At 72.7% G+C, this 22,906-nt stretch carries 2 protein-coding genes; both read left to right on the top strand.

The window, feature by feature from the left end; genetic code table 11:
• Window positions 1-131: 131 nt before the first annotated feature.
• Entirely contained in the window at window positions 132-11,009 is a 10,878-nt protein-coding gene (locus tag ACH4C6_RS29920; RefSeq protein ID WP_398111753.1) for an SDR family NAD(P)-dependent oxidoreductase, read from the top strand.
• A complete protein-coding gene (locus tag ACH4C6_RS29915; RefSeq protein ID WP_398111752.1) occupies window positions 11,006-22,906 on the top strand; it encodes an SDR family NAD(P)-dependent oxidoreductase in 11,901 nt (3,966 codons plus the stop codon). The genes ACH4C6_RS29920 and ACH4C6_RS29915 overlap by 4 nt, the downstream gene beginning before the upstream one ends.

The raw sequence follows: 22,906 nt of genomic DNA, 5'->3' as shown, positions 1-22,906 counted from the left end.
TCTAGCTCGCCCCGATTCGATGGTCGAGCACCACATCTGTCCCGGGTACAGCCGCTTTCCGGCCCCGTCGCACACGACGGCGTGACGCGCCGGGCAGCGAGGGTCGCGCTGATCGCGCAGAAAGGCTCGACGTGTCGAACACACAGCAGGACCTGAAGGCCGCGCTGCCCGCCATCCGGGCACTGCAGAAGCGGGCAGCCGATCTGGAGGCCCAGCTCACCGACCCGATCGCCGTGGTGTCGATGGCATGCCGTCTGCCGGGCGGTATCGACACCCCCGAGGCGTACTGGGAGCTGCTCGCGTCCGGCGGTGACGCAGTGGGCGGTCTGCCCGACCGCTGGCGTGGACTCGACCTGTACGACCCCGACCCGGAGGCCGTCGGCAAGAGCTACGCGCGCGAGGGCGGGTTCCTCGCGGACGGTCATGTGGAAGATTTCGACGCCGGCTTCTTCGGTATCTCGCCGCGTGAGGCGGTGTCGATGGATCCGCAGCAGCGGCTGGTGCTGGAGGCGTCGTGGGAGGCGCTGGAGCGCGCCGGGATCCGGCCGGAGACGCTGAGCGAGAGCCGCACCGGCGTCTACCTCGGCACCATGAGCACCGACTACGGCGCCCTCGGCCGCAACCTGGACGCCCTGGACGGCTACGTCAGCACCGGCAAGGCGTCCAGCGTCGTCTCCGGGCGGGTCGCCTACACGCTCGGCCTGCAGGGCCCGGCCATCACGGTCGACACCGCGTGCTCGTCGTCGTTGGTGGCACTGCATCTCGCCGTCCAGGCGCTGCGCCAGGGCGAGTGCGAACTCGCCCTGGCCGGCGGCGTCACGGTCATGAGCGCACCGTCCCTCTTCGTGGAGTTCTCCCGCCTCAAGGGCATGGCCGCGGATGGCCGGTGCAAGTCGTTCTCGGCTGCCGCGGATGGTGCGGGGTGGTCGGAGGGTGTGGGTGTGCTGGTGCTGAAGCGGTTGTCGGCCGCGCAGCGTGACGGCGATCGGGTGCTGGCGGTGGTGCGTGGGTCGGCGGTGAATCAGGACGGGCGCAGTCAGGGGTTGACGGCGCCGAACGGTCCGTCGCAGCAGCGGGTGATCCGGGACGCGCTGGAGGCGGCGCGGTTGGTGCCGGGGGACATCGATGCGGTGGAGGCGCACGGCACGGGTACGTCGTTGGGGGATCCGATCGAGGCGGGTGCGCTGGCGGAGGTGTTCGGTCCGGGCCGGGATCCGGGCTCTCCGGTGTGGTTGGGGTCGTCGAAGTCGAACATCGGTCACGCGCAGGCAGCTGCGGGTGTCGCAGGTGTGATCAAAATGATCCTCGCGCTCCAGCATCAGATGCTTCCCAAGACCCTGCACGCACAGGAGCCCAGCGCACTGATCGAGTGGGAGGGCAGCGGACTCCAACTTGTGCAAGAGGCACGAACCTGGGAGCGGGATGGGTCGCGTCCGCGTCGTGCGGGTGTGTCGTCGTTCGGTCTGAGCGGCACGAACGCGCATGTGATCGTGGAGGAGCCGCCCGTCTCCGCTTCTGTCGAGCCGGTGGCCGGGGGAGTGGTGGGTCCGGTGCCGGTGGTGGTGTCGGGGCGTGACGAGGCCGCGCTGCGGGAGCAGGCGGGACGCTGGGCGTCGTGGCTGACCGTGCACCACGACGTGGCCCTCGCCGACGCCGCCGTCACGGCCGCCCGGCACCGCACCCAATTCGAGTCACGGGCGAGTGTGGTGGCGGCGGACGTGCCGGAGTTGGTCCGGGCGTTGCGGTCGCTTGCGGGTGGTGAGGCGCACGACGCGGTGGTGACCGGGGTGGCGGAGCGGCGTGGGAAGGTCGTGTTCGTCTATCCGGGCCAGGGTTCGCAGTGGGTCGGGATGGGGCGTGAACTGCTGGCGTCCAGTGAGGTGTTCCGCCAGTCGGTCGAGGCGTGTGATGAGGCGCTGCGTCCCTTCACCGGTTGGTCGGTGCGGGAGGTGCTGGCCGGTGAGGAGGGCGATCACCCGCCGTTCGACCGGGTCGACGTGGTCCAGCCGGCGCTGTTCGCGATGGGCATCGCCCTGTCGGCGCTGTGGCGCTCCCTCGGAGTCGAGCCCGCTGCTGTGGTGGGCCATTCTCAGGGCGAGGTCGTCGCGGCCGTCGTCAGCGGGGCCCTCACCGTCGAGCAGGGGGCGCAGATCGTCGCGGCGCGTTCGCAGGCGGTGCTGGCCTGTACCGGGCAGGGTGGCATGGCGCTGATCGAGCGTCCGGTGGCGCAGGTGGAGGAGTTTCTCGCCCCCTACGGCGATGCTCTGTCCGTCGCAGCGGTGAACACGGCCGGGTCGACGATCATCTCCGGCGAGGCCGACGCCATCGCGCGGATCGTGGCGGAGCTCGGCGCGCGCGATGTGTACGCCCGCCGGATCAATGTGGACTACGCGTCCCACAACGCGCAGATGGACCCGCTTCTGCCGGGCCTGGCCGCCGAGTTCGCAAATCTCACCCCCCATCAGGCCAGGATCCCTCTCTATTCAACCGTGACCAGTCAGGTGGCTGCGGGGCCGGAGCTGGACGGCTCGTACTGGTGCCGCAACCTGCGCGAGCCGGTCCGTTTCGATCGTGCCCTGAACCGGTTGCTGGACGATGGACACACGGTGTTCGTGGAGATCTCCGCGCATCCGGTGCTGTCCATGCCGTTGACCGACGGCAGCAGCGAGCACGGCGGGATCGTCGTGGGTTCCCTGGCCCGCGAACAGGGCGGCCCGGCTCAACTGCTGCGCAATGCGGGTCTGTTGCACGTCCAGGGCCACCCGCTCGACTGGGACCGGGTGCTGGGGGCTGGCACCGTCGTGCAGCTGCCGACGTACGCCTACCAGCGTCAGCGCTACTGGCACCAGAGCGAGGAGACGACGGGCGACGCCCGTTCCCTGGGACTGCAGCCCGCGGAACACCCCTGGCTCGGTGCGCTGACGGCCACCGCGGACGACGACGGCTACCTGTTCACCGGCCGCGTGTCGCTGCGGGAACACCCGTGGCTGGCCGAGCACTCGGCGTTCGGCACGACCCTGGTCCCCGGCACGGGTCTCCTCGAACTCGCCCTGGTGACCGCCGACCACGTAGGCGCGCAGACGGTCGAGGAACTGACGTTGCTGGAGCCTCTCGTCCTCCCCGACGAGAGCGCGCTCGGCCTCCAGGTCGTCGTGGGCGGTCCCTCGTCTGACGGCCGGCGCTCCATAGCCGTCTACAGCCGACCCGAGTCCGCCGACGAGGACGTCCCGTGGCGGCAGCACGCGGCCGGGACGCTCTCGTACGCCGCCACGCCTGACACCCACGAGCCCACCGGTCTGGCGCAGTGGCCCGCCCCCGGCGCCGAGCGGCTCCCGCTCGACGGCTTCTACGAGGCGTTCGCTGCACGCGGCCTCGGCTACGGTCCGGCCTTCCAGGGTCTCACCGAGCTGTGGCGCAGCGGGAACACCGCCTACGGCCTCGTGCAGCTGCCGGAAGCCCTCGCAGCGGATGCGTTCGCCATTCACCCCGCCCTCCTGGACGCCGCACTGCACGCCCTGGTGACGCTGCACGGCGAGAGCGGAGCGCACGAGCAGGTCCTGCTGCCCTTCGTGTGGTCCGCGGCGCGGTTGCACGCCGTCGGCAGCACCGAACTCCGCGTCCGGATCGACCTCGACACTGCGGCGGACACCTTGCGCGTCCGTGCGACCGACCCATCGGGACGACTCGTCGTCGAGGCGGATCTGCGGCTGCGTGAGGCCACCGCCGAGCAGGTCCGCGCATCCCGTCCCGGGACGGCCCACCTGCACCGTCTCGAGTTCCGCCGGCTGCCCGCCCCGCCGGCCGCGCCCGAGGGCGCCGCCTGGGTGACGGAACTGGCGGACCCGGCTGCGCTCGACGCGCTGACCGGCCGCCTCGACGCCGTAGAGGACGCCCCTGAGCGGGTCGTGATCGACGCCACCGCCCCGGCACCGACCGCGCTGGAGACCACGTCCCTGGCCCTCGACCTCCTCCAGGGCCTGCTCGCCGAGCCGCGGCTGAACGGCGTGCCCCTGCTCTGGGTCACCTCCGGCGCCGTGGACGCCGGGGACGGCACGGGCGTACCGTCGCCGGCCGGCGCGGGACTGTGGGGGCTGCTGCGCACGGCCCGCACCGAGCACCCCGAACGCCCGGTGCACCTGGTCGACACCGACGGCTCCGTCGACCCCGGCCGGACGCCCCTGATCGCCGGGGAGCCCGAGGCGGTCGTACGGGACGGCGAGATCCGTGTCGCACGCCTCGTCCGCGCCGCCGGGGAGGCCGGGACGGTGCCCCTGGACCCGGAGGGCGCCGTGCTGATCACCGGCGGCCTAGGTGAACTGGGCCGTCAGGTCGCCGCCCACCTGGTGCGCGAGCACGGCGCACGCCACCTGGTCCTCACCTCACGGCGCGGCCCCGACACCCCCGGTGCCGCGGAGCTCGTCGCCGGGCTGACGGAGGCGGGCGCGGCGAGCGTCCACGTCATCGCGTGCGACGTCTCCGACCGCGAGCGCCTCGCCGAGGTGCTCGCCGCCACCGACCGGCCCTGGACGGCCGTCCTCCATCTCGCCGCGACCCTCGACGACGGCCTGCTGACCGGCCAGACCCGGGAGCGGCTCGCCGCGGTCTGGGAACCCAAGGCCCAGGCCGCCGAGCATCTCCACGAACTCACCCGCGACATGGACCTGGCCGCGTTCGTGCTGTTCTCGTCCGCCGCCGGTGTCCTCGGCGGTGCCGGACAGTCCACCTACGCCGCCGCCAACGCCTACGTCGACGCGCTCGCCGCACACCGTCGCGCCGCCGGCCTGCCCGCCACCAGCCTGTCCTGGGGACTGTGGCAGCAGGCGGGCATCGGCCTGACCGCCGCACTGGGCCAGGCCGAACTCACCCGGCTGCGCCGCCAGGGAGTCGGCGCGCTGGCCGCCGCCCAGGCGCTCGCGGCACTGGACACGGCCCTCACCCAGCCCTACGCCCACCTCGTGCCCGTCAGGCTGGAGCTCACCTCGCTCCAGCGCACCCTCGACAGCGAGGGGGAGGCGGCGGTGCCGGCGGTGCTGCGTGCCCTCCTGCGCGCACCGCGCCGCCGCGCCGGACAGGCCGGAGCCGACCGGTCGGACCTGCGCGGCCGCCTGCTGACGCTGTCCGAGACCGACCGGCGCGGGTCGCTCATCGACCTGGTCCGCAAGGAGGCCGCCACCGTCCTGGGCCTGTCCGGCCCCGAAGGGGTGGGCAAGGAACAGGTCTTCAAGGACCTGGGCCTCGACTCCCTCATGGCGGTCGAACTGCGCCGCCGCCTCTCGGCGGAGACGAGCGTCCCCCTGCCGTCGACCCTCGCCTTCGACCACCCCACGTCCACCGCCATCGCCGACCTGCTGCTGAGCAGGCTGGACCTGGCCTCCGGCCCTGAGACCCCGGCGGCCACGGCCGTCGTCCGGGACGAGGACCGGTCCGCGGACGAGCCGATCGCGGTGGTGTCGATGGCGTGCCGTCTGCCGGGTGGTATCGACACGCCGGAGGCGTTCTGGGAGCTGCTGGTGTCCGGTGGGGATGCGGTGGGTGGGTTCCCGGGGCGTTGGCGGGGGCTGGATCTGTTCGATCCGGATCCGGAGGTGGAGGGCAAGAGTTACGGCTGTGAGGGCGGGTTCCTCGCGGATGGTCATGTGGAGGATTTCGACGCCGGCTTCTTCGGTATCTCGCCGCGTGAGGCGGTGTCGATGGATCCGCAGCAGCGGTTGGTGCTGGAGGCGTCGTGGGAGGCGCTGGAGCGGGCCGGGATCCGGCCCGAGGAGCTGAGCGGCAGCCGGACCGGTGTGTATCTGGGGGCGATGAACTCCGACTACGGGGATCACCGCACCCATGATCTGCAGGCGCTGGACGGTTATGTCGGCACGGGCCGTGCCTCCAGCATCCTGTCCGGCCGCGTCTCCTACGTACTCGGCCTCCAAGGGCCGTCCCTGACCGTCGACACGGCTTGCTCCTCCTCCCTCGTCTCCCTGCACCTCGCTGCCCAGGCGCTGCGGCAGGGCGAGTGCGAACTCGCCCTGGCCGGCGGCGTCACCGTGATGTCCACACCGTCGACGTTCGTGGAGTTCTCGCGGTTGAAGGCGATGGCTCCGGATGGCCGGTGCAAGTCGTTCTCGGCTGCCGCGGATGGTGCGGGGTGGTCGGAGGGTGTGGGTGTGCTGGTCCTGAAGCGGCTGTCGGCCGCGCAGCGCGACGGCGACCGGGTGCTGGCGGTGGTGCGTGGGTCGGCGGTGAACCAGGACGGACGCAGCCAGGGCCTGACCGCACCGAACGGCCCGTCGCAGCAGCGGGTTATCCGGGACGCGCTGGAAGCAGCCCGGCTCACCCCCGCGGACATCGACGCGGTGGAAGCCCACGGCACCGGCACCTCGCTGGGCGACCCCATCGAGGCGGGCGCCCTGGCGGAAGTCTTCGGCCCGGGCCGTGACCCGCACACGCCGGTGTGGCTCGGCTCGTCGAAGTCGAACATCGGCCACGCCCAGGCGGCCGCCGGCGTCGCAGGGGTGATCAAGATGATCCTCGCGCTCCAGCACCAGATGCTCCCCAGGACCCTGCACGCCCAGGAGCCCAGCGCACTGATCGAGTGGGAGGGCAGCGGACTCAAACTCGTGCAAGAGGCGCAGGCGTGGGAGAGGGATGCTGCGCATCCGCGTCGCGCGGGTGTGTCCTCGTTCGGCCTGAGCGGCACCAACGCCCATGTGATCGTGGAGGAACCGCCACTCGCCGAAGTCTTCGACTCGGCTGAGGACGTGGTGGGTGCGGTGCCGGTGGTGGTGTCGGGTCGTGACGAGGCCGCGCTGCGCGAGCAGGCCGGGCGCTGGGCGTCCTGGCTGACCGCTCATCACGACGTGACTCTGGCCGACGTCGCCGTCACCGCCGCCCGGCACCGCACACACTTCGACTCACGGGCCGCGGTGACAGCCGACTCCCTCGACCAGTTGGCCGAGGCCCTGCGGGCACTCGCCGACGGCCGCCCCCACCCCGCCCTCACGCACGGCACCGCCGCCCCGCGCGGAAAGGTCGTCTTCGTCTTCCCCGGCCAGGGCACCGACTGGGAAGGCATGGGGAGCGCGCTGCTGGAGCAGAGCGACGCCTTCCGGGACACCGTGACGGCCTGCGACACGGCGCTGCGGCCGTACACCGGTTGGTCCGTGCTGGAGCGTCTGCGCGGTGAACACTCCGGCTCCCTGCCCTTGGAGCGTCTGGACGTCGTCCAGCCTGTGCTCTTCGCCATGTACGTCGCGCTGGCGGCGGCCTGGCGGTCGCTCGGCCTCGAACCCGCCGCGGTCGCCGGCCACAGTCAGGGCGAGGTGGCCGCGGCCGTCGTGTCCGGTGCACTGACCCTCGACGAGGGGGCCCGCATCGTGGCGGTGCGCAGCCGCGCGCTCCAGTCCGACGGCGGCGGTGGCGAGATGGCCGTCGTCGAACTGCCCGTCGCCGAGGTGCAGGAGCGCATCGCGCCGTACGGGGAGGCCCTGTCGATCGCCGCGGTCAACACCGGCCGCTGGACGGTGATCTCCGGCAACGCCGACGCGGTCGAGGACGTCCTGATCGAACTGGACGACGAGGACATCTCGTGCGGGAAGCTCAACGCCGCCTGCGCCTCGCACAGCGCGCACATGGACCCCCTGCTGCCCGGCCTGCGGGCCGAGTTCACCGTCCTGCGCCCGCAGAACACCGGCATACCGTTCTACTCGACGGTCACCGGCGGTCCCCTCGACGGATCCGAACTCGACGCGGACTACTGGTGCCGCAACCTGCGTGAGCCGGTGCGCCTCGACCTCACCCAGGCCCGGCTGCTGGACGACGGCTACGACGTGTTCGTCGAGGTCAGCCCCAGCCCGGTGCTGGTCATGCCGCTCACCGACGGCTGCGCCGACGCGGACGGCCTCGTCGTTCCGAGCCTCCAGCGCGGCCACGGCGACGCGGGCGAACTCCTGCGCACCCTCGCCCTGCTGCACGTCCAGGGCCTCGACGTCGACTGGAACCGCGCCCTCGGGACCGGGTTCCGGCGGGCGGACGCGGTACCCCTGCCCACGTACGCCTTCCAGGGCGAGCGCTACTGGGCCGACACCGCACAGGGGACCGGCGACGCGAACTCGATGGGCCTCGTCGCCGCGCGGCACCCCTGGCTGAGCGCCGTCACGACACTGGCCGGGGGAGAGGGGCATCTGTTCACCGGCCGGCTGTCGACGGCGCTGCACCCCTGGCTGAGGGACCACGCCGCGTTCGGCACCGTCCTGGCCCCCGGCACGGGTCTGCTGGAGCTCGCCCTGGTGGCGGCACGGGAGACCGGAGCCGGACACGTCGGCGAACTCACCCTGTCCGAACCGCTGATCCTCGACGACGACAGCCCTGTGCACCTCCAGGTCGCGGTGGACGCGCCCGACCTTCAGGGCGAGCGCTCCATCGCCGTCTACTCCCGGCCGGAGTCGGACCAGGAGCACTGGACCTGCCACGCCTCCGGACGGCTGCTCGAGGGCCTCCCGGACGGCCACGACCAGGGATTCGAGAGCCTGCGGGACTGGCCCGTCCCCGAGGCGGAGGCGGTCCCCCTGGACGGGTTCTACGAACGGCTGGACGCCCAGGGTGTCGGATACGGCCCCGCCTTCCGGGGCCTGACCGAGCTGTGGCGTGACGGCGACACCGCATACGGCCTCGTCCGTCTCCCCGAGGGGGTCCCGGCCCAGGAATACGGGATGCACCCCGCCCTGCTCGACGCCGCCCTGCACACGGTGCAAGCCGTCCGGGACCAGGACGAGTCCGACCGGCGAGTCCTGCTGCCCTTCGCCTGGGAGAGCGTGGAGCTCCACGCCGCAGGCAGCTCCACCCTGCGGGTGCGCGTGGACCTGGACGGCGCGCGCTCCAGCGCCCGGCTGTGGGTGGCCGACGCCGACGGCAGGCCGGTGGCCGCGGCCCGAGCGCTGCGGATGCGCGAGGCGAGCGCGGAACAACTGCGGGCGGGCCGCCCGGTGGAACACCTCCACCAGGTGGACTTCCAGCCGCTCCTCGCCCCGGTGACGCGGCAGGAGACGGCCGCGACCTGGCTTCTCGGCGACGAGCGTTTCCTGGCCGGGCTGCCCGACGCCACGGACACCGGGCACATCGAGCACCTCGCCGGTGCGGACGCCCTCACGGCGCGTCTCGACGAGGGCTCCCCGGCGCCCGCTCGGCTGATCGTCCTCGCCGTCCCCGCCGTCCCCGCCGTCCCCGCCCCGGACACCGCCGGTGCCCAGGACACACCGGACACCGACGGCGGCAGCACCGTCGCGGACCTGCGGGCCCGCACGGCCGCAACCCTGGAACTGCTGCGTGCGCTGCTGGCCGAGGAACGGCTCGCCTCCACCGAGCTGGTCTGGGTCACCCGCGGCGCCGTGGACGGTGGTGACGGTGTGCGGGACCTCGCCCACAGCGGTGTGTGGGGCCTGCTGCGTGCGGCCCGCACGGAGTACCCCGAGCGGGTCCTGCGCCTCATCGACACGGACGGGCCCTCCCCGGCGCTGGCCCGCGCGTTGACGGTGACGGACGAACCCGAGATCGCCGTACGGGGTGAGGCGCTGCTCGGCGCCCGCCTGGTCCGTGCCACCGGCACCACCGGGAGCACCGGCACCACCGGCACCACCGGCGACGGCTCCGCGCACGGCCGCCCGGACCCCAACGGCACCGTCCTCGTCACCGGGGGCACGGGGGAGCTCGGCCGGCAGGTCGCCGCCCACCTCGTCCGCGCCCACGGAGTCCGCCACCTCGTGCTGACCTCCCGCCGCGGCCCCCAGGCCCCCGGCGCGTCGGACCTCGCACGCGAACTCCACGACGCCGGCGCCGAGACCGTGCGCATCGAGGCGTGCGACGTGACCGACCGCGACCGCCTCGCGGACATCCTGGCCGCCGCGCCGGACGGCCACCCGTGGACCGGGGTCGTCCACCTCGCGGCCACACTCGACGACGGCCTGCTCCAGAACCAGGACCCCGAACGTCTGTGGACGGTCATGGGCCCGAAGGCGGCCGGAGCGGTCCACCTCGACGAGCTCACCCGCCGGGCCGGCGCGGACCTGTCCCTGTTCGTGGTGTTCTCCTCGGTCGCCGGGATCCTCGGCGGCGCGGGACAGTCCACCTACGCCGCCGCCAACACCGTCCTGGACGCGGTGGCCGCCCGCCGCCGCGCCGACGGCCTGCCCGGCACCAGCCTGTCCTGGGGCCTGTGGGAGCCCAACGGCACCGGCGTGACCGACGCCCTGAACGACGCCGACCTGGCCCGGATGCGCCGCCGCGGCATCTCCGCGCTCACCTCCGGCCAGGCGCTGCGCCTCCTGGACGCCGCGCTGTCCCGCCCGGAAGCGCACCTCGTGCCGGTCAAGCTGAGTCTCGGAGCGCTGCAACGCGGTCTCGACGACGGGGACGACACACCCGCGCTGTTGCGCGGACTGCTCCGCAGCAGGCTGCGTCGCGCCCAGGGTGCGACGGCACCGGTCACCCTGCGGGACAGGCTGCGCTCCGCGTCCGCCAAGGAACGACGCCGGACCGTCCTGGAGACGGTCCGCCGCGAGGCCGCCGTGGTGCTGGGTCTGCCCGGTCCCGAGGCCGTGGACGCCCAGCAGGTCTTCAAGGAGGCGGGCCTGGACTCCCTCATGGCGGTGGAACTGCGCAGGCGCCTGTCCGCGGAGACCGCGCTGACCCTGCCGGCCACCCTGGCCTTCGACCATCCGACCCCGGACTCCATTGCCGCGTTCCTGCTGGACCGACTGCCGCAGGACGACGTTCCCGAGCGCCCGGGACGCAGGGCCGCGACCGACCCGCTGACCGAGGCGCAGATCGACAGCCTGGTGGCACTCCTGCGCTCCGCCACGCCGAAGCAGCTCGAGTCGCAGGGCCTGGCTTCGGCCTTCCTCGACCTCAAGGAGGGCCTGACGAAGACCGTCACCACCGCAGAAGCGGCCCCCGTCGAGCTCGAGGCCGACAGCACCGAAGACCTTCTGCAGTTCCTGGACGACAAGTTTGGAGTCAGTTCATGACCGCGCCCGATGTCGAGAAGCTCGAGTCCTACCTGAGGCGTGCCACGACGGCCCTGCTCAAGGCCGAGAAGGAACTCGACTCGGAGCGGGCCGCCCGCACCGAGCCGATCGCGGTGGTGTCGATGGCGTGCCGTCTGCCGGGTGGTATCGACACGCCGGAGGCGTTCTGGGAGCTGCTGGTGTCCGGTGGGGATGCGGTGGGTGGGTTCCCGGGGCGTTGGCGGGGGCTGGATCTGTTCGATCCGGATCCGGAGGTGGAGGGCAAGAGTTACGGCTGTGAGGGCGGGTTCCTCGCGGATGGTCATGTGGAGGATTTCGACGCGGGCTTCTTCGGTATTTCACCGCGTGAGGCGGTGTCGATGGATCCGCAGCAGCGGTTGGTGCTGGAGGCGTCGTGGGAGGCGCTGGAGCGGGCGGGGATCCGGCCCGAGGCGTTGAGCGGCAGCCGGACGGGTGTGTATCTGGGGGCGATGAACTCCGACTACGGGGATCACCGCACTCATGATCTGCAAGCCCTGGACGGCTATGTCGGCACCGGCCGTGCCTCCAGCATCCTGTCCGGCCGCATCTCCTACGTCCTCGGCCTCCAAGGCCCCGCGATGACCGTCGACACCGCGTGCTCGTCATCGTTGGTGGCACTGCACCTCGCCGCCCAGGCGCTGCGCCAGGGCGAGTGCGAGGTGGCCCTGGCGGGTGGTGTCACGGTCATGTCCACGCCCTCCCTCTTCGTGGAGTTCTCGCGCTTGAAGGCGATGGCTCCGGATGGCCGGTGCAAGTCGTTCTCGGCTGCCGCGGATGGTGCGGGGTGGTCGGAGGGTGTGGGTGTGCTGGTGCTGAAGCGGTTGTCGGCCGCGCAGCGTGACGGTGACCGGGTGCTGGCGGTGGTGCGTGGGTCGGCGGTGAATCAGGACGGGCGCAGTCAGGGGTTGACGGCGCCGAACGGTCCGTCGCAGCAGCGGGTGATCCGGGATGCGCTGGAGGCGGCGCGGTTGGTGCCGGGGGACATCGATGCGGTGGAGGCGCACGGGACGGGCACGTCGCTGGGTGATCCGATCGAGGCGGGTGCGCTGGCGGAAGTGTTCGGTCCGGGCCGGGATCCGGGCTCTCCGGTGTGGTTGGGGTCGTCGAAGTCGAACATCGGTCACGCGCAGGCGGCCGCGGGTGTCGCGGGTGTGATCAAAATGATCCTGGCGCTGCAGCACGGAGCGTTGCCGAAGACGCTGCATGCCGATGAGCCCAGTTCGCTCATCGAGTGGGAGGGCAGCGGACTGCAACTGGTGCAGCAGGCGCAGGCATGGGAGCGGAATGCTGCACGTCCGCGTCGTGCGGGTGTGTCGTCGTTCGGTCTGAGTGGCACCAACGCCCATGTGATCGTGGAGGAACCGCCACTCGCCGAAGTCTCCGAGTCGGCTGAGGACGTGGTAGGTCCGGTGCCGGTGGTGGTGTCGGGTCGTGACGAGGCTGCGCTGCGGGAGCAGGCCGGGCGCTGGGCATCCTGGCTGACCGCTCACCAGGACGTGACTCTGGCCGATGTCGCCGTCACCGCCGCCCGGCACCGCACGCACTTCGAGTCACGGGCGGCGGTGACGGCCGACTCCCTCGACCAGTTGGCCGAGGCCCTGGAGGCGCTCGCCGACGGCCGCCCCCATCCCGCCCTCGCCCAAGGCACCGCCACCCAGGGCGAGTCCGCGGTGCTGTTCACCGGCCAGGGCAGCCAGCGCATCGGCATGGGGCGCCGGCTCCACGCGGCGCTGCCGGTGTTCCGCGACGCCTTCGACGAGGTCTGCGCCGCTCTCGATCCGCATCTGAGCCGCCCGCTGGCCGAGGTGGTCCTCGCTGCCGACGACAGCGCCGACGCGGCCCTGGTCCACGAGACGGAGTTCACGCAGCCCGCGCTGTTCGCCTTCGAAGTGGCGCTGTTCCGCCAGTGGCAGTCATGGGGCGTCCGGCCCGCCGTGGTGGCCGGGCACTCGATCGGCGAGCTGGCGGCCGCGCACGTGGCGGGCGTTTTGGACCTGGCCGACGCGACCCGCCTCGTGGCGGCCCGCGGCCGGCTGATGCAGGCGTGCGAACGCGGTGGCGCCATGGCATCGGTCGAGGCGTCCGAAGCGGAAGTGACCGAGGTGCTCGCCGGCATCGACGGCCGGATTTCCATCGCGGGCCTGAACGGCCCGGCCCAGACGGTCGTCAGCGGTGACGCCACGGCGGTGGAGGCCGTCACGGCGCACTTCGCCGCACAGGGCAGGCGCACCCGGCGGCTGGAGGTGTCCCACGCCTTCCACTCGCCCCACATGGACGCCATGCTCGCCGAGTTCCGGACGATCGCCGAGAGCTGCCGTTTCCAGGCCCCGGCCGTCCCGCTCGTCTCGTCCGTGACCGGACTGCGGGCCGACGAGGACCTGGCAGCCGGAGAGGGAGTGCGCTCCCCGGCGTACTGGGTGCGCCAAGCCCGCGACGCGGTGCGTTTCCTGGACGTCGTGCGTGCCGTCGAGCAGCAGGGCGCCACCCGGTTCCTGGAGTGCGGGCCCGCCGCCGTCCTCTGCGCCATGGGCGCCGCCTGCTCGGAGCGAGACGCCGTTTTCGTGGCCTCGCAGCGGTCGGACACCGGCGAGTCCGGCGGGACGGACGAGGTCCGCACGCTCGTGCGGGCTCTCGGCGGCCTCCACGTGGCCGGGGAGGAGCTCGCCTGGCAGGACATCCTGCCCACCGGCTCCGGAGCCGCACCCGTGGCGCTGCCCACGTACGCCTTCCAGCGTGAGCGTCACTGGCTGGAGACGGCCGGTCAGGTGGGCGGCGATCTGGCGTCGGTCGGGCTGGAGCGCCCGGGGCACCCCTGGCTCGGCGCCGCGACCGTGCTGGCCAACGGCGAGGGGCATCTGTTCACCGGCAAACTGTCGCCGAACGAGCACCCCTGGCTGCGCGACCACGTCGTGCACGACATCGCCCTCGTTCCCGGCACCGGTCTGCTGGAGCTGGCTCTCGCGGCCGCGCACCGCACCGGCGCGGCGGGGGTGGCCGAGCTCACGCTGCTCGAACCGCTCGTGCTGGACGAGGCCGTCCGCCTCCAGGTCGTCGTCGGGGCCCCGCGCGGCGACGGGGGCCGCACGATCGGCATCCACAGCCGTACCGAGGGCTCCGCCCCCGACGCATGGCGCCAGCACGCCGTCGGCGAGCTGCTCGAGCACTCCGCTCAGACCGCCGAGCCCGAGCCGCAGCCGTGGCCGGCGCCGGACGCGGAACGCGTCGAACTGGACGACTACTACCGGCACTTCCACACCCTGGGCCTGCAGTACGGCCCCGCCTTCCAGGGACTGGCCGAACTGTGGCGCACGGGGGACACCTTGTACGCCGAGGTCCGCCTCCCCGACGACCTGCGCACCGCCGACTACGGCGTCCACCCGGCGCTGCTCGACGCCGCCCTGCACGGGCTCGCCGCGCTGCGCGCCCAGGACTCCCCGCAGGGCACGGAAGTTCTGCTGCCCTTCGCCTGGAGCGGCGTGGAATGCCGGGTGGCCGAGAGCACCGCCCTGAGGGTGCGGGTCGACCTCGACCGTACGAACGCCACCGCCTCGCTGCACGCGACCGACGCGGCGGGCCGCCTCGTGCTGAAGGTCGCGGCGCTGCGGCTGCGCGAGGCGACAGCGGAACAGCTACGCGTGCGCGGAACCGTCGAACACCTCTACAACGTGGCCTTCCAGCCCCTGCGCCACCCGGAGCCGGCGGACGGCCACACCCGCACCTGGGTCGTGGGCGGCACCGGAGACCTGGCCGACCGCCTGAGCGCCACCGGCCCCGACTCGGGCCTGGTACGGCACTGCCCCGGCACGGACGAGCTGACCGCACTGCTCGACGCCGGTGAGGAACCCCCGCCACGGCTCATCCTCGACGCGACGGCCTCAGACGGGGAAGAGGCGTACGCCTCCGCGCTCGCCGCGGTGAACGGCACCCTGCGCACGGCCCGGAGCCTGCTCGCCGACGAGCGGCTGGAGTTCACCGAACTGGTCTGGGTCACCCGTGACAGCGTGGCGGCCTCGCCGGCCGACCGGCTCGACGGATGGGCCGGCGCCGCGGTGTGGGGCCTGGTCCGCGCGGTGCGCGCCGAACACCCCGAGCGGACGGTACGGCTCGTCGACCTCGACGCGCAGGACCTCGACGCCCACGTCCTCGCCCGTGCCCTCACCGCAGCCGGGGAGCCGGAGATCGCCGTACGGGCGGGCCAGGTGCTGGCCTCGCGGCTCGTGCCCGGACCCACCGTCGACGAGACGGACGCATCCCACCGGCTCGACCCGGACGGCTCCGTGCTTCTCACCGGTGGCACCGGTGAACTCGGCCGGCGCGTCGCCCGCCACCTGGTGCACACACATGGCGTGCGCCACCTGGTGCTCACCTCACGGCGCGGCGCCGACGCCCCCGGTGCCGACGAACTGGTGCGGGACCTGACCGACGCCGGAGCCGAAACCGTGTCCGTCGTCCGGTGCGACGTCGCCGACCGCGACCAGCTGGCCGCTGTCCTGGCCGCCGTCGCTCCTGATCACCCGTGGACCGGCGTCTTCCACCTCGCGGGTATCACCGACGACGCGCTGCTGGCCGATCAGGACGAGGACCGCGTGCGCCGGGTCATGGACCCCAAGGTCGCGGGCGCCCTCCACCTGGCGGACCTCACCGCCGGCCTCGACCTGTCCGCTCTCGTCCTGTTCTCCTCCGTCTCCGGTGTCTTGGGCGGACCGGGTCAGAGCAATTACGCCGCGGCCAACGCCTGGCTCGACGCCTTGGCGGCCCGGCTCAGGCGGCAGGGCCGCCCGGCCGTGGCCCTGTCCTGGGGCATGTGGGAGCAGAGCGAGGGCGGTATGACCGCGCGGCTCGGGCGGGCCGACCTGGCCCGCATCCGCCGTCAGGGCATAGGTGCCCTGACGGAAGGGCAGGGCCTGCGTGCCCTGGATCTGGCGCTGGCCGGGGACCGGGCCCAGCTCGTCCCCGTACGGCTCGAACTCACCGCCGTGCAGCGCGATGCCGACCGGGGCGAGGACATCCACCCTCTGCTCCGCGGCCTCGTACGCACCACGTCACGGCCTACGCCGTCCCGGGCCGCGTCCGGCGTGCGGGACCGGCTGGCCGCCCTGCCGCAGGAGGAACGGCTCCCCGCTCTCCTCGCCCTCGTGCGGCAGGAGGCGGCCGCCGTCCTGGGGGGTGCCGGGCAGGACGGCATCGGCGAACAGCAGGTGTTCCAGCGACTGGGCATGGACTCCATGACGGCCGTGGAGCTGCGCAGCCGGCTGACCGCCGTCACGGGCGTACGGCTGCCGTCCACCCTGGCGTTCGACTATCCCACCCCGGCGGCCGTGGCCGGACTGCTGCTGGAGCGGATGGAGCTCACCCCGGCCACCGCTCCCGCAGTCGGCCGTCCGACGCGGGCGACCGACTCGGCGGAGCCGATCGCGGTGGTGTCGATGGCATGCCGTCTGCCGGGCGGCATCGACACCCCCGAGGCGTTCTGGGAGCTCCTGGCCGGGGAGCGCGACGGCATCGGCCCGTTCCCGCAGCGCTGGGACGCGCTCGACGTGTACGACCCCGACCCGGAGGCCGCTGGCAAGAGCTACATCCGGGAGGGCGGGTTCCTCGCCGGTGCCGAGGATTTCGATGCCGGCTTCTTCGGTATCTCGCCGCGTGAGGCGGTGTCGATGGATCCGCAGCAGCGGCTGGTGCTTGAGGCGTCTTGGGAGGCGCTGGAGCGCGCCGGGATCCGGCCCGAGACGCTGAGCGAGAGCCGCACCGGCGTCTACCTCGGCACCATGGGTTCCGACTACAGCACCCAGCAGGGCCGGGGACTGGCGGAACTCGACGGTTACGTCGGGACGGGCAACGCCTCCAGTGTCGTCTCCGGGCGGGTCGCCTACACGCTCGGCCTCCAGGGCCCGGCCATCACGGTCGACACGGCGTGCTCCTCCTCCCTCGTCGCCCTCCACCTCGCTGCCCAGGCGCTGCGGCAGGGCGAGTGCGAACTCGCCCTGGCCGGCGGCGTCACCGTGATGTCCACACCCACACCGTTCGTGGAGTTCTCCCGTCTCAACGGGCTGGCCCCCGACGGTCGGTGCAAGTCCTTCTCCGACCAGGCCGATGGCACGGGGTGGTCGGAGGGTGTGGGTGTGCTGGTGCTGAAGCGGTTGTCGGCCGCTGAGCGTGACGGTGACCGTGTGCTGGCGGTGGTGCGTGGGTCGGCGGTGAATCAGGACGGGCGTAGTCAGGGGTTGACGGCGCCGAACGGTCCGTCGCAGCAGCGGGTGATCCGGGATGCGCTGGAGGCGGCGCGGTTGGTGCCGGGGGACATCGATGCGGTGGAGGCGCACGGCACGGGTACGTCGTTGGGGGATCCGATCGAGGCGGGTGCGCTGGCGGAGGTGTTCGGTCCGGGCCGGGATCCGGGCTCGCCGGTGTGGTTGGGGTCGTCGAAGTCGAACATCGGTCACGCGCAGGCGGCTGCGGGTGTCGCAGGTGTGATCAAGATGATCCTGGCCTTGCAGCAGGAGGTTCTCCCCGCGACATTGCATGCGGAGGAGCCGAGTTCGCTGATCGAGTGGGAGGGCAGCGGGCTGCAACTGGTGCAGCAGGCGCGGGCGTGGGAGCGGGATGCCGCGCGTCCGCGTCGCGCGGGTGTGTCCTCGTTCGGCCTGAGCGGCACGAACGCGCATGTGATCGTGGAGGAGGCGCCACTCGCCGAAGTCTCCGAGTCGTCTATGGACGTGGTGGGTCCGGTGCCGGTGGTGGTGTCGGGTCGTGACGAGGCCGCGCTGCGGGAGCAGGCCGGGCGCTGGGCGTCCTGGCTGACCGCTCATCACGACGTGGCTTTGACCGATGTCGCCGCCACCGCCGCCCGGCACCGCACGCACTTCGAGTCACGGGCCGTGGTGACGGCCGACTCCCTCGACGCCGCCGTGGAGGGCTTGGAGGCACTCGCCTCGGGACAGACCCATCCGGCTGTCGTGACAGGAGCGGCGGAGCGGCGTGGGAAGGTCGTGTTCGTCTATCCGGGCCAGGGGTCGCAGTGGGTCGGCATGGGTCGTGAACTGCTGGCGTCCAGTGTGGTGTTCCGGGAGTCGGTCGAGGCGTGTGATGCGGCTCTGCGGCCGTTGACGGGCTGGTCGGTGCGGGAGGTGCTGGCCGGTGAGGAGGGCGAGCACCCGCCGTTCGACCGGGTCGACGTGGTGCAGCCGGCACTGTTTGCGATGGGCATTGCCCTGTCGGCGTTGTGGCGCTCCCTCGGGGTCGAGCCGGCCGCTGTGGTGGGTCACTCGCAGGGCGAGGTCGTCGCCGGCGTGGTCAGCGGGGCGTTGTCGCTGGAGCAGGGCGCGCAGATCGTCGCCGCCCGCTCGAAGGCGGTGCTGGCCTGCGCCGGGCAGGGTGGCATGGCGCTGATCGAGCGGCCGGTGGCGCAGGTGGAGGAGTTTCTCGCCCCCTACGGCGATGCTCTGTCCGTCGCAGCGGTGAACACGGCCGGTTCGACGATCATCTCCGGCGAGGCCGACGCCATCGCGCGGATCGTGGCGGAGCTCGGCGCGCAGGATGTGTACGCCCGCCGGATCAATGTGGACTACGCGTCCCACAACGCGCAGATGGACCCGCTTCTGCCGGGCCTGGCCGCCGAGTTCGCGGACCTCGTCCCCGACCGGGCCCGGATCCCTCTGTATTCGACGGTGACCAGTCAGATCGCCGCGGGGCCGGAGCTGGACGGCTCGTACTGGTGCCGCAACCTGCGGGAGCCGGTGCGTTTCGATCGTGCTCTGAGCCGGTTGCTGGACGATGGTCACACGGTGTTCGTGGAGATCTCCGCGCATCCGGTGCTGTCGATGCCGTTGACCGACGGCAGCAGCGAGCACGGCGGGATCGTCGTGGGTTCCCTGGCCCGTGAACAGGGCGGCCCGGCACAACTGCTGCGCAATCTGGGTCTGTTGCACGTCCAGGGGCACATCGTCGACTGGGACCGGGTGCTGGGGGCCGGCACCGTCGTGCAACTGCCGACCTACGCCTACCAGCGCCGGCGCTACTGGCACCAGACGGTCAGGGCGGCCGGGGACGCCGGATCACTCGGTCTCGACGCCTCCGCGCACCCGTGGCTGGGGGCCGTGGTCGAGCTGGCCGACGGGGAGGGGCACCTGTTCACCGGGCGGCTGTCCCTCGCCGAGCAGCCGTGGCTGAAGGACCACGCGGTGCACGGCACCGTACTGGTCCCCGGGACCGGGCTCCTCGACCTGGCGCTCACCGCCGCCCACCACGTCGGTGCGGCCGGCGTCGGCGAACTGACACTGTCGCAGCCCTTGGTGGTCGATGCCGACAACGCAGTCCGCCTCCAGGTGAAGGTCGGTGCCGCCGCTGACGGAGAAGCTCTGCCCGTGGACATCTACAGCCGGCCCGACGACGGGGCCGACACCACCGCCTGGACCCTGCATGCCACCGGCACGCTGACCGGGGCGAGCACACAGACCCCGCCCCTTGCCGACCTGCGCGCATGGCCGGCGGACGGAGCCGAGCGGGTCGGCCTGGACGGCTTCTACCCTGACCTTGCCGAGCAGGGGCTGGAATACGGGCCGGTGTTTCGGGGCCTGACCGAACTGTGGCGTGCCGGAAGTGTCGCGTACGGCCTGGTGCGGCTGCCGGAGCAGGCCGGGCCGGACGCCGAGGGCTTCGCGGTACATCCTGCGCTCCTCGACGCCGCCCTGCACACCCTGGCGGGAACGCAGGCAGGCGACCCGGACGGCGACGGCTCGGACGGAGTCCTGCTGCCGTTCCTGTGGACCGGTGTGCGGCTGTTCGCCACGGGCGGTACCGAGTTGCGGGTCCGCGCCGAGCTCGTGGACGACTCCACCGTCCGCATCCTCGTCTGCGACGGTACGGGTGAGCCCGTGCTGAGCGCGGAGGGCCTGGCGGTCAAGCGTGCGGACACCGCGCAGCTCACGGGCGCGGGCGTCACCCGCGGCACCGAGCACCTGTACCGCGTCGAGTACCAGCCGCACACGCTGCCGGACGAGTCCGCCGCGCCGCCGGACGGGCCCGCCACGCCGCCGGCGGAAACCGGCGAGCTGCTGGTGCTCGGCCCGGGCGGAGTGGTGGCCGAGACGCTGGGCGTCGAGAACGCCCGGAGCCTAGGCACCGCCGTGCCGTTCGACGTGCACCGTCCTCGTACCGTCGTCGTCGACCTCAGCGCCGCAGGCGGGGCCCGCGGGAACGACGAGACCGTGGGGGAGTGTGCCGGACAGTCGGTGACGGCGGCGCTGGCCTGGTTGCAGGAGCTGCTGGACGATCCGCGCTCGGAGGGCATCGACGTCGTCTGGGTGACCCGGGGCGCGGTGGCCGCGAGCCCGGTGGACTCGATCACGGCGCTGGAGCACGCGCCGCTGTGGGGCCTGGTCCGTGTGGCCCGCGCCGAACACCCCGAGCGTGGCCTCCGATTGGTCGATCTGGGTGCCGAACAGCCCGATGCGGCCCTGCTGCGCCGGGTCCTGCTCTCCAGGAGTGAGCCGGAGCTGGTCGTGCGCGGGGACGGTGTGCTGGTGCCCCGGCTGGTGCGGGCCGACCGTGCGTCCTCGCCGGACGTGCTCGTCCCGGACCTGCGGCAGCAGCCCTGGTATCTGGACATCGAGGACAAGGGGCGGCTGGACACGTTCGTCTTCCGTCCCGTCGACCACGACGATCCGCCGGCGGACGGATTCGTCCGGGTGGGGATCCGCGCGGCAGGCATGAACTTCCGGGACGTGCTCAACGCCCTCGACATGGTGCACGCGCCGAAACTCGGCCTGGAGTGCGCGGGTGTCGTCCTGGAGACGGGTGAGGGTGTGACGCATCTGCGGGTCGGTGACCGTGTGATGGGGCTGGCCGTGGGCACGTTCGGCTCCGAGGTGACGGTGGACGCGCGCTGGATGGTGCGCATCCCGGACTCGCTGTCCTTCGTGGAGGCCGCGACCGTCCCCCTGGCCTACCTCACCGCCCACTACGCCTTCACCGACCTCGGCCCCCTGCGGGCGGGGGACAAGGTCCTCGTCCACGCGGCGGCGGGCGGTGTCGGACAGGCCGCGCTCCAACTCGCCCGGCATGCCGGCTGCGAGCTCTACGGCACGGCGAGTCCCGGCAAGTGGCCCGTCCTGGAGGAGCTCGGCCTGCCGAAGGAGCGCATCGCCTCCTCCCGCGACACCGGCTTCGCCGAGAAGTGGCTGTCGCTGACCGGCGGCGCGGGTGTGGACGTGGTGCTGAACGCGCTGACCGAGGAGTTCGTCGACGCCTCACTGCGGCTGCTGCCGCGCGGGGGACGCTTCCTGGAGATGGGCAAGACGGACGTGCGGGACGCCGACGAGATCGCCGCAGCGCACCCCGGCGTCCACTACCGGGCGTTCGACCTCATCGACAGTGGGGCCGACCGCGTCCAGGAGATGCTGTGCGAACTCGTCGTCCTGCTGGAGCAGGGGGCCGTCACGCCCCTTCAGTACTCGGCGTTCGACGTGCGGGAGGCACCGAGCGCGTTCCGCCTCATGGCGCAGGGCCGGACCGTCGGCAAGCTGGTCCTCACCGTTCCGCAGTCCTTGGACGGCGCGGGCACCGTGCTGCTGACGGGCGGCACAGGCGAGCTCGGCCGCCTGGTCGCGCGTCGTCTGGTCGAGGAGTACGGCGTGCGGCACCTGGTGCTGACCTCGCGCCGCGGGCCGCGGGCACCGGGCGCCGACGAGGTGGTGGCGGAGCTGCTGGAGGCGGGCGCGGCCGATGTGCGCGTGCTGGCCTGTGACGTGTCGAACCGTGAGGACGTCGCCCGTGTCGTCGGCGAGGCGGGCACACGGCATCCGCTGACAGGCGTCTTCCACCTCGCGGCCGTGCTCGACGACGGCATCGTCCGCAACCAGGACGCCGACCGGTTCGCCCGGGTGCTCGCCCCGAAGGTGTCGGGTGCGGCGCATCTGCACGAGCTGACGGCCGGACTGGACCTGGCGGCGTTCGTCCTGTTCTCCTCGGCGGCGGGCACGCTGGGCGCCCCCGGCCAGAGCAACTACGCGGCGGCCAACGTCTTCCTCGACACGCTGGCGGCCCACCGGCGCAAGCTCGGTCTGCCCGCGGTGAGCCTCGCCTGGGGCCTGTGGGAGCAGGCGGGCATCGGCATGACCTCCGGCCTGGGTGACACGGAGCTGACGCGGCTTCGCAAGCGCGGCTCGCAGGCGCTGTCCGCGCAGGAGGCGATCAGCGCGATGGACGCTGCCCTGGGCCGCCCGGAGACCCATCTGGTCCCGATCAAGCTGGATGTGGCCGGGCTGGGCGGCGGCGAGGAGGCCGCCCCGCTGTTCGCGGCTCTGGCGCGGCCGCGGTTGCGCCGGGCCCGGCAGGCAGTGGCGCGCACGGAGACGTTCCGTGCACGGCTGGCCGGTCTGCCGGCGGGCGAACAGGTGGCGGCGTTGCTGGATGCCGTGCGGCAGGAGGTCGCCGGGGTTCTCGGCCTGCCGGGGCCGCAGACGGTTCCGGCGGACAAGCCGCTGCGCTCGTTCGGCTGGGACTCGCTCATGGCGGTGGAGCTGCGCAACCGGCTGAGCGCAAGCGCGCAGGTGAGCCTGCCCAGCACACTGGCCTTCGACTACCCGACCCCCCGGGCCGTCGCCGAGTTCCTGCACGTGCGTCTGGACCTCGCCACGACGGGCGGGGAGTCCGGGCCGCCGCAGGATCCCGCGCAGGCCGCCGCGTGGGCGCTGCAACGCGTGAGCGCGGATCAGCTGAAGGACAGCGGAGTGCTGGCGCAACTGCTCCGGCTCGCGCGGCCCGACGGCGATCCCGCCGAGGTGAACACCGCCGCGGAGGCGTTGCAGGCGGCCGGCGAGCTGTCGGAGGACGACATGGACCGGGCACTGGATGCCGTTCTCGGAAACACACTGTGA

It is taken from the genome of Streptomyces sp. NPDC017943, assembly GCF_044328425.1.
GTDB classification, from domain to species: Bacteria; Actinomycetota; Actinomycetes; order Streptomycetales; family Streptomycetaceae; genus Streptomyces; species Streptomyces djakartensis_A.
This window is presented reverse-complemented; position numbering and strand designations above follow the sequence as displayed.

Excerpts from the sequence above, each read along its gene's own strand:
- ACH4C6_RS29915 (WP_398111752.1), top strand. The coding sequence starts at position 11,006 with ATGACCGCGCCCGATGTCGAGAAGCTCGAGTCCTACCTGAGGCGTGCC.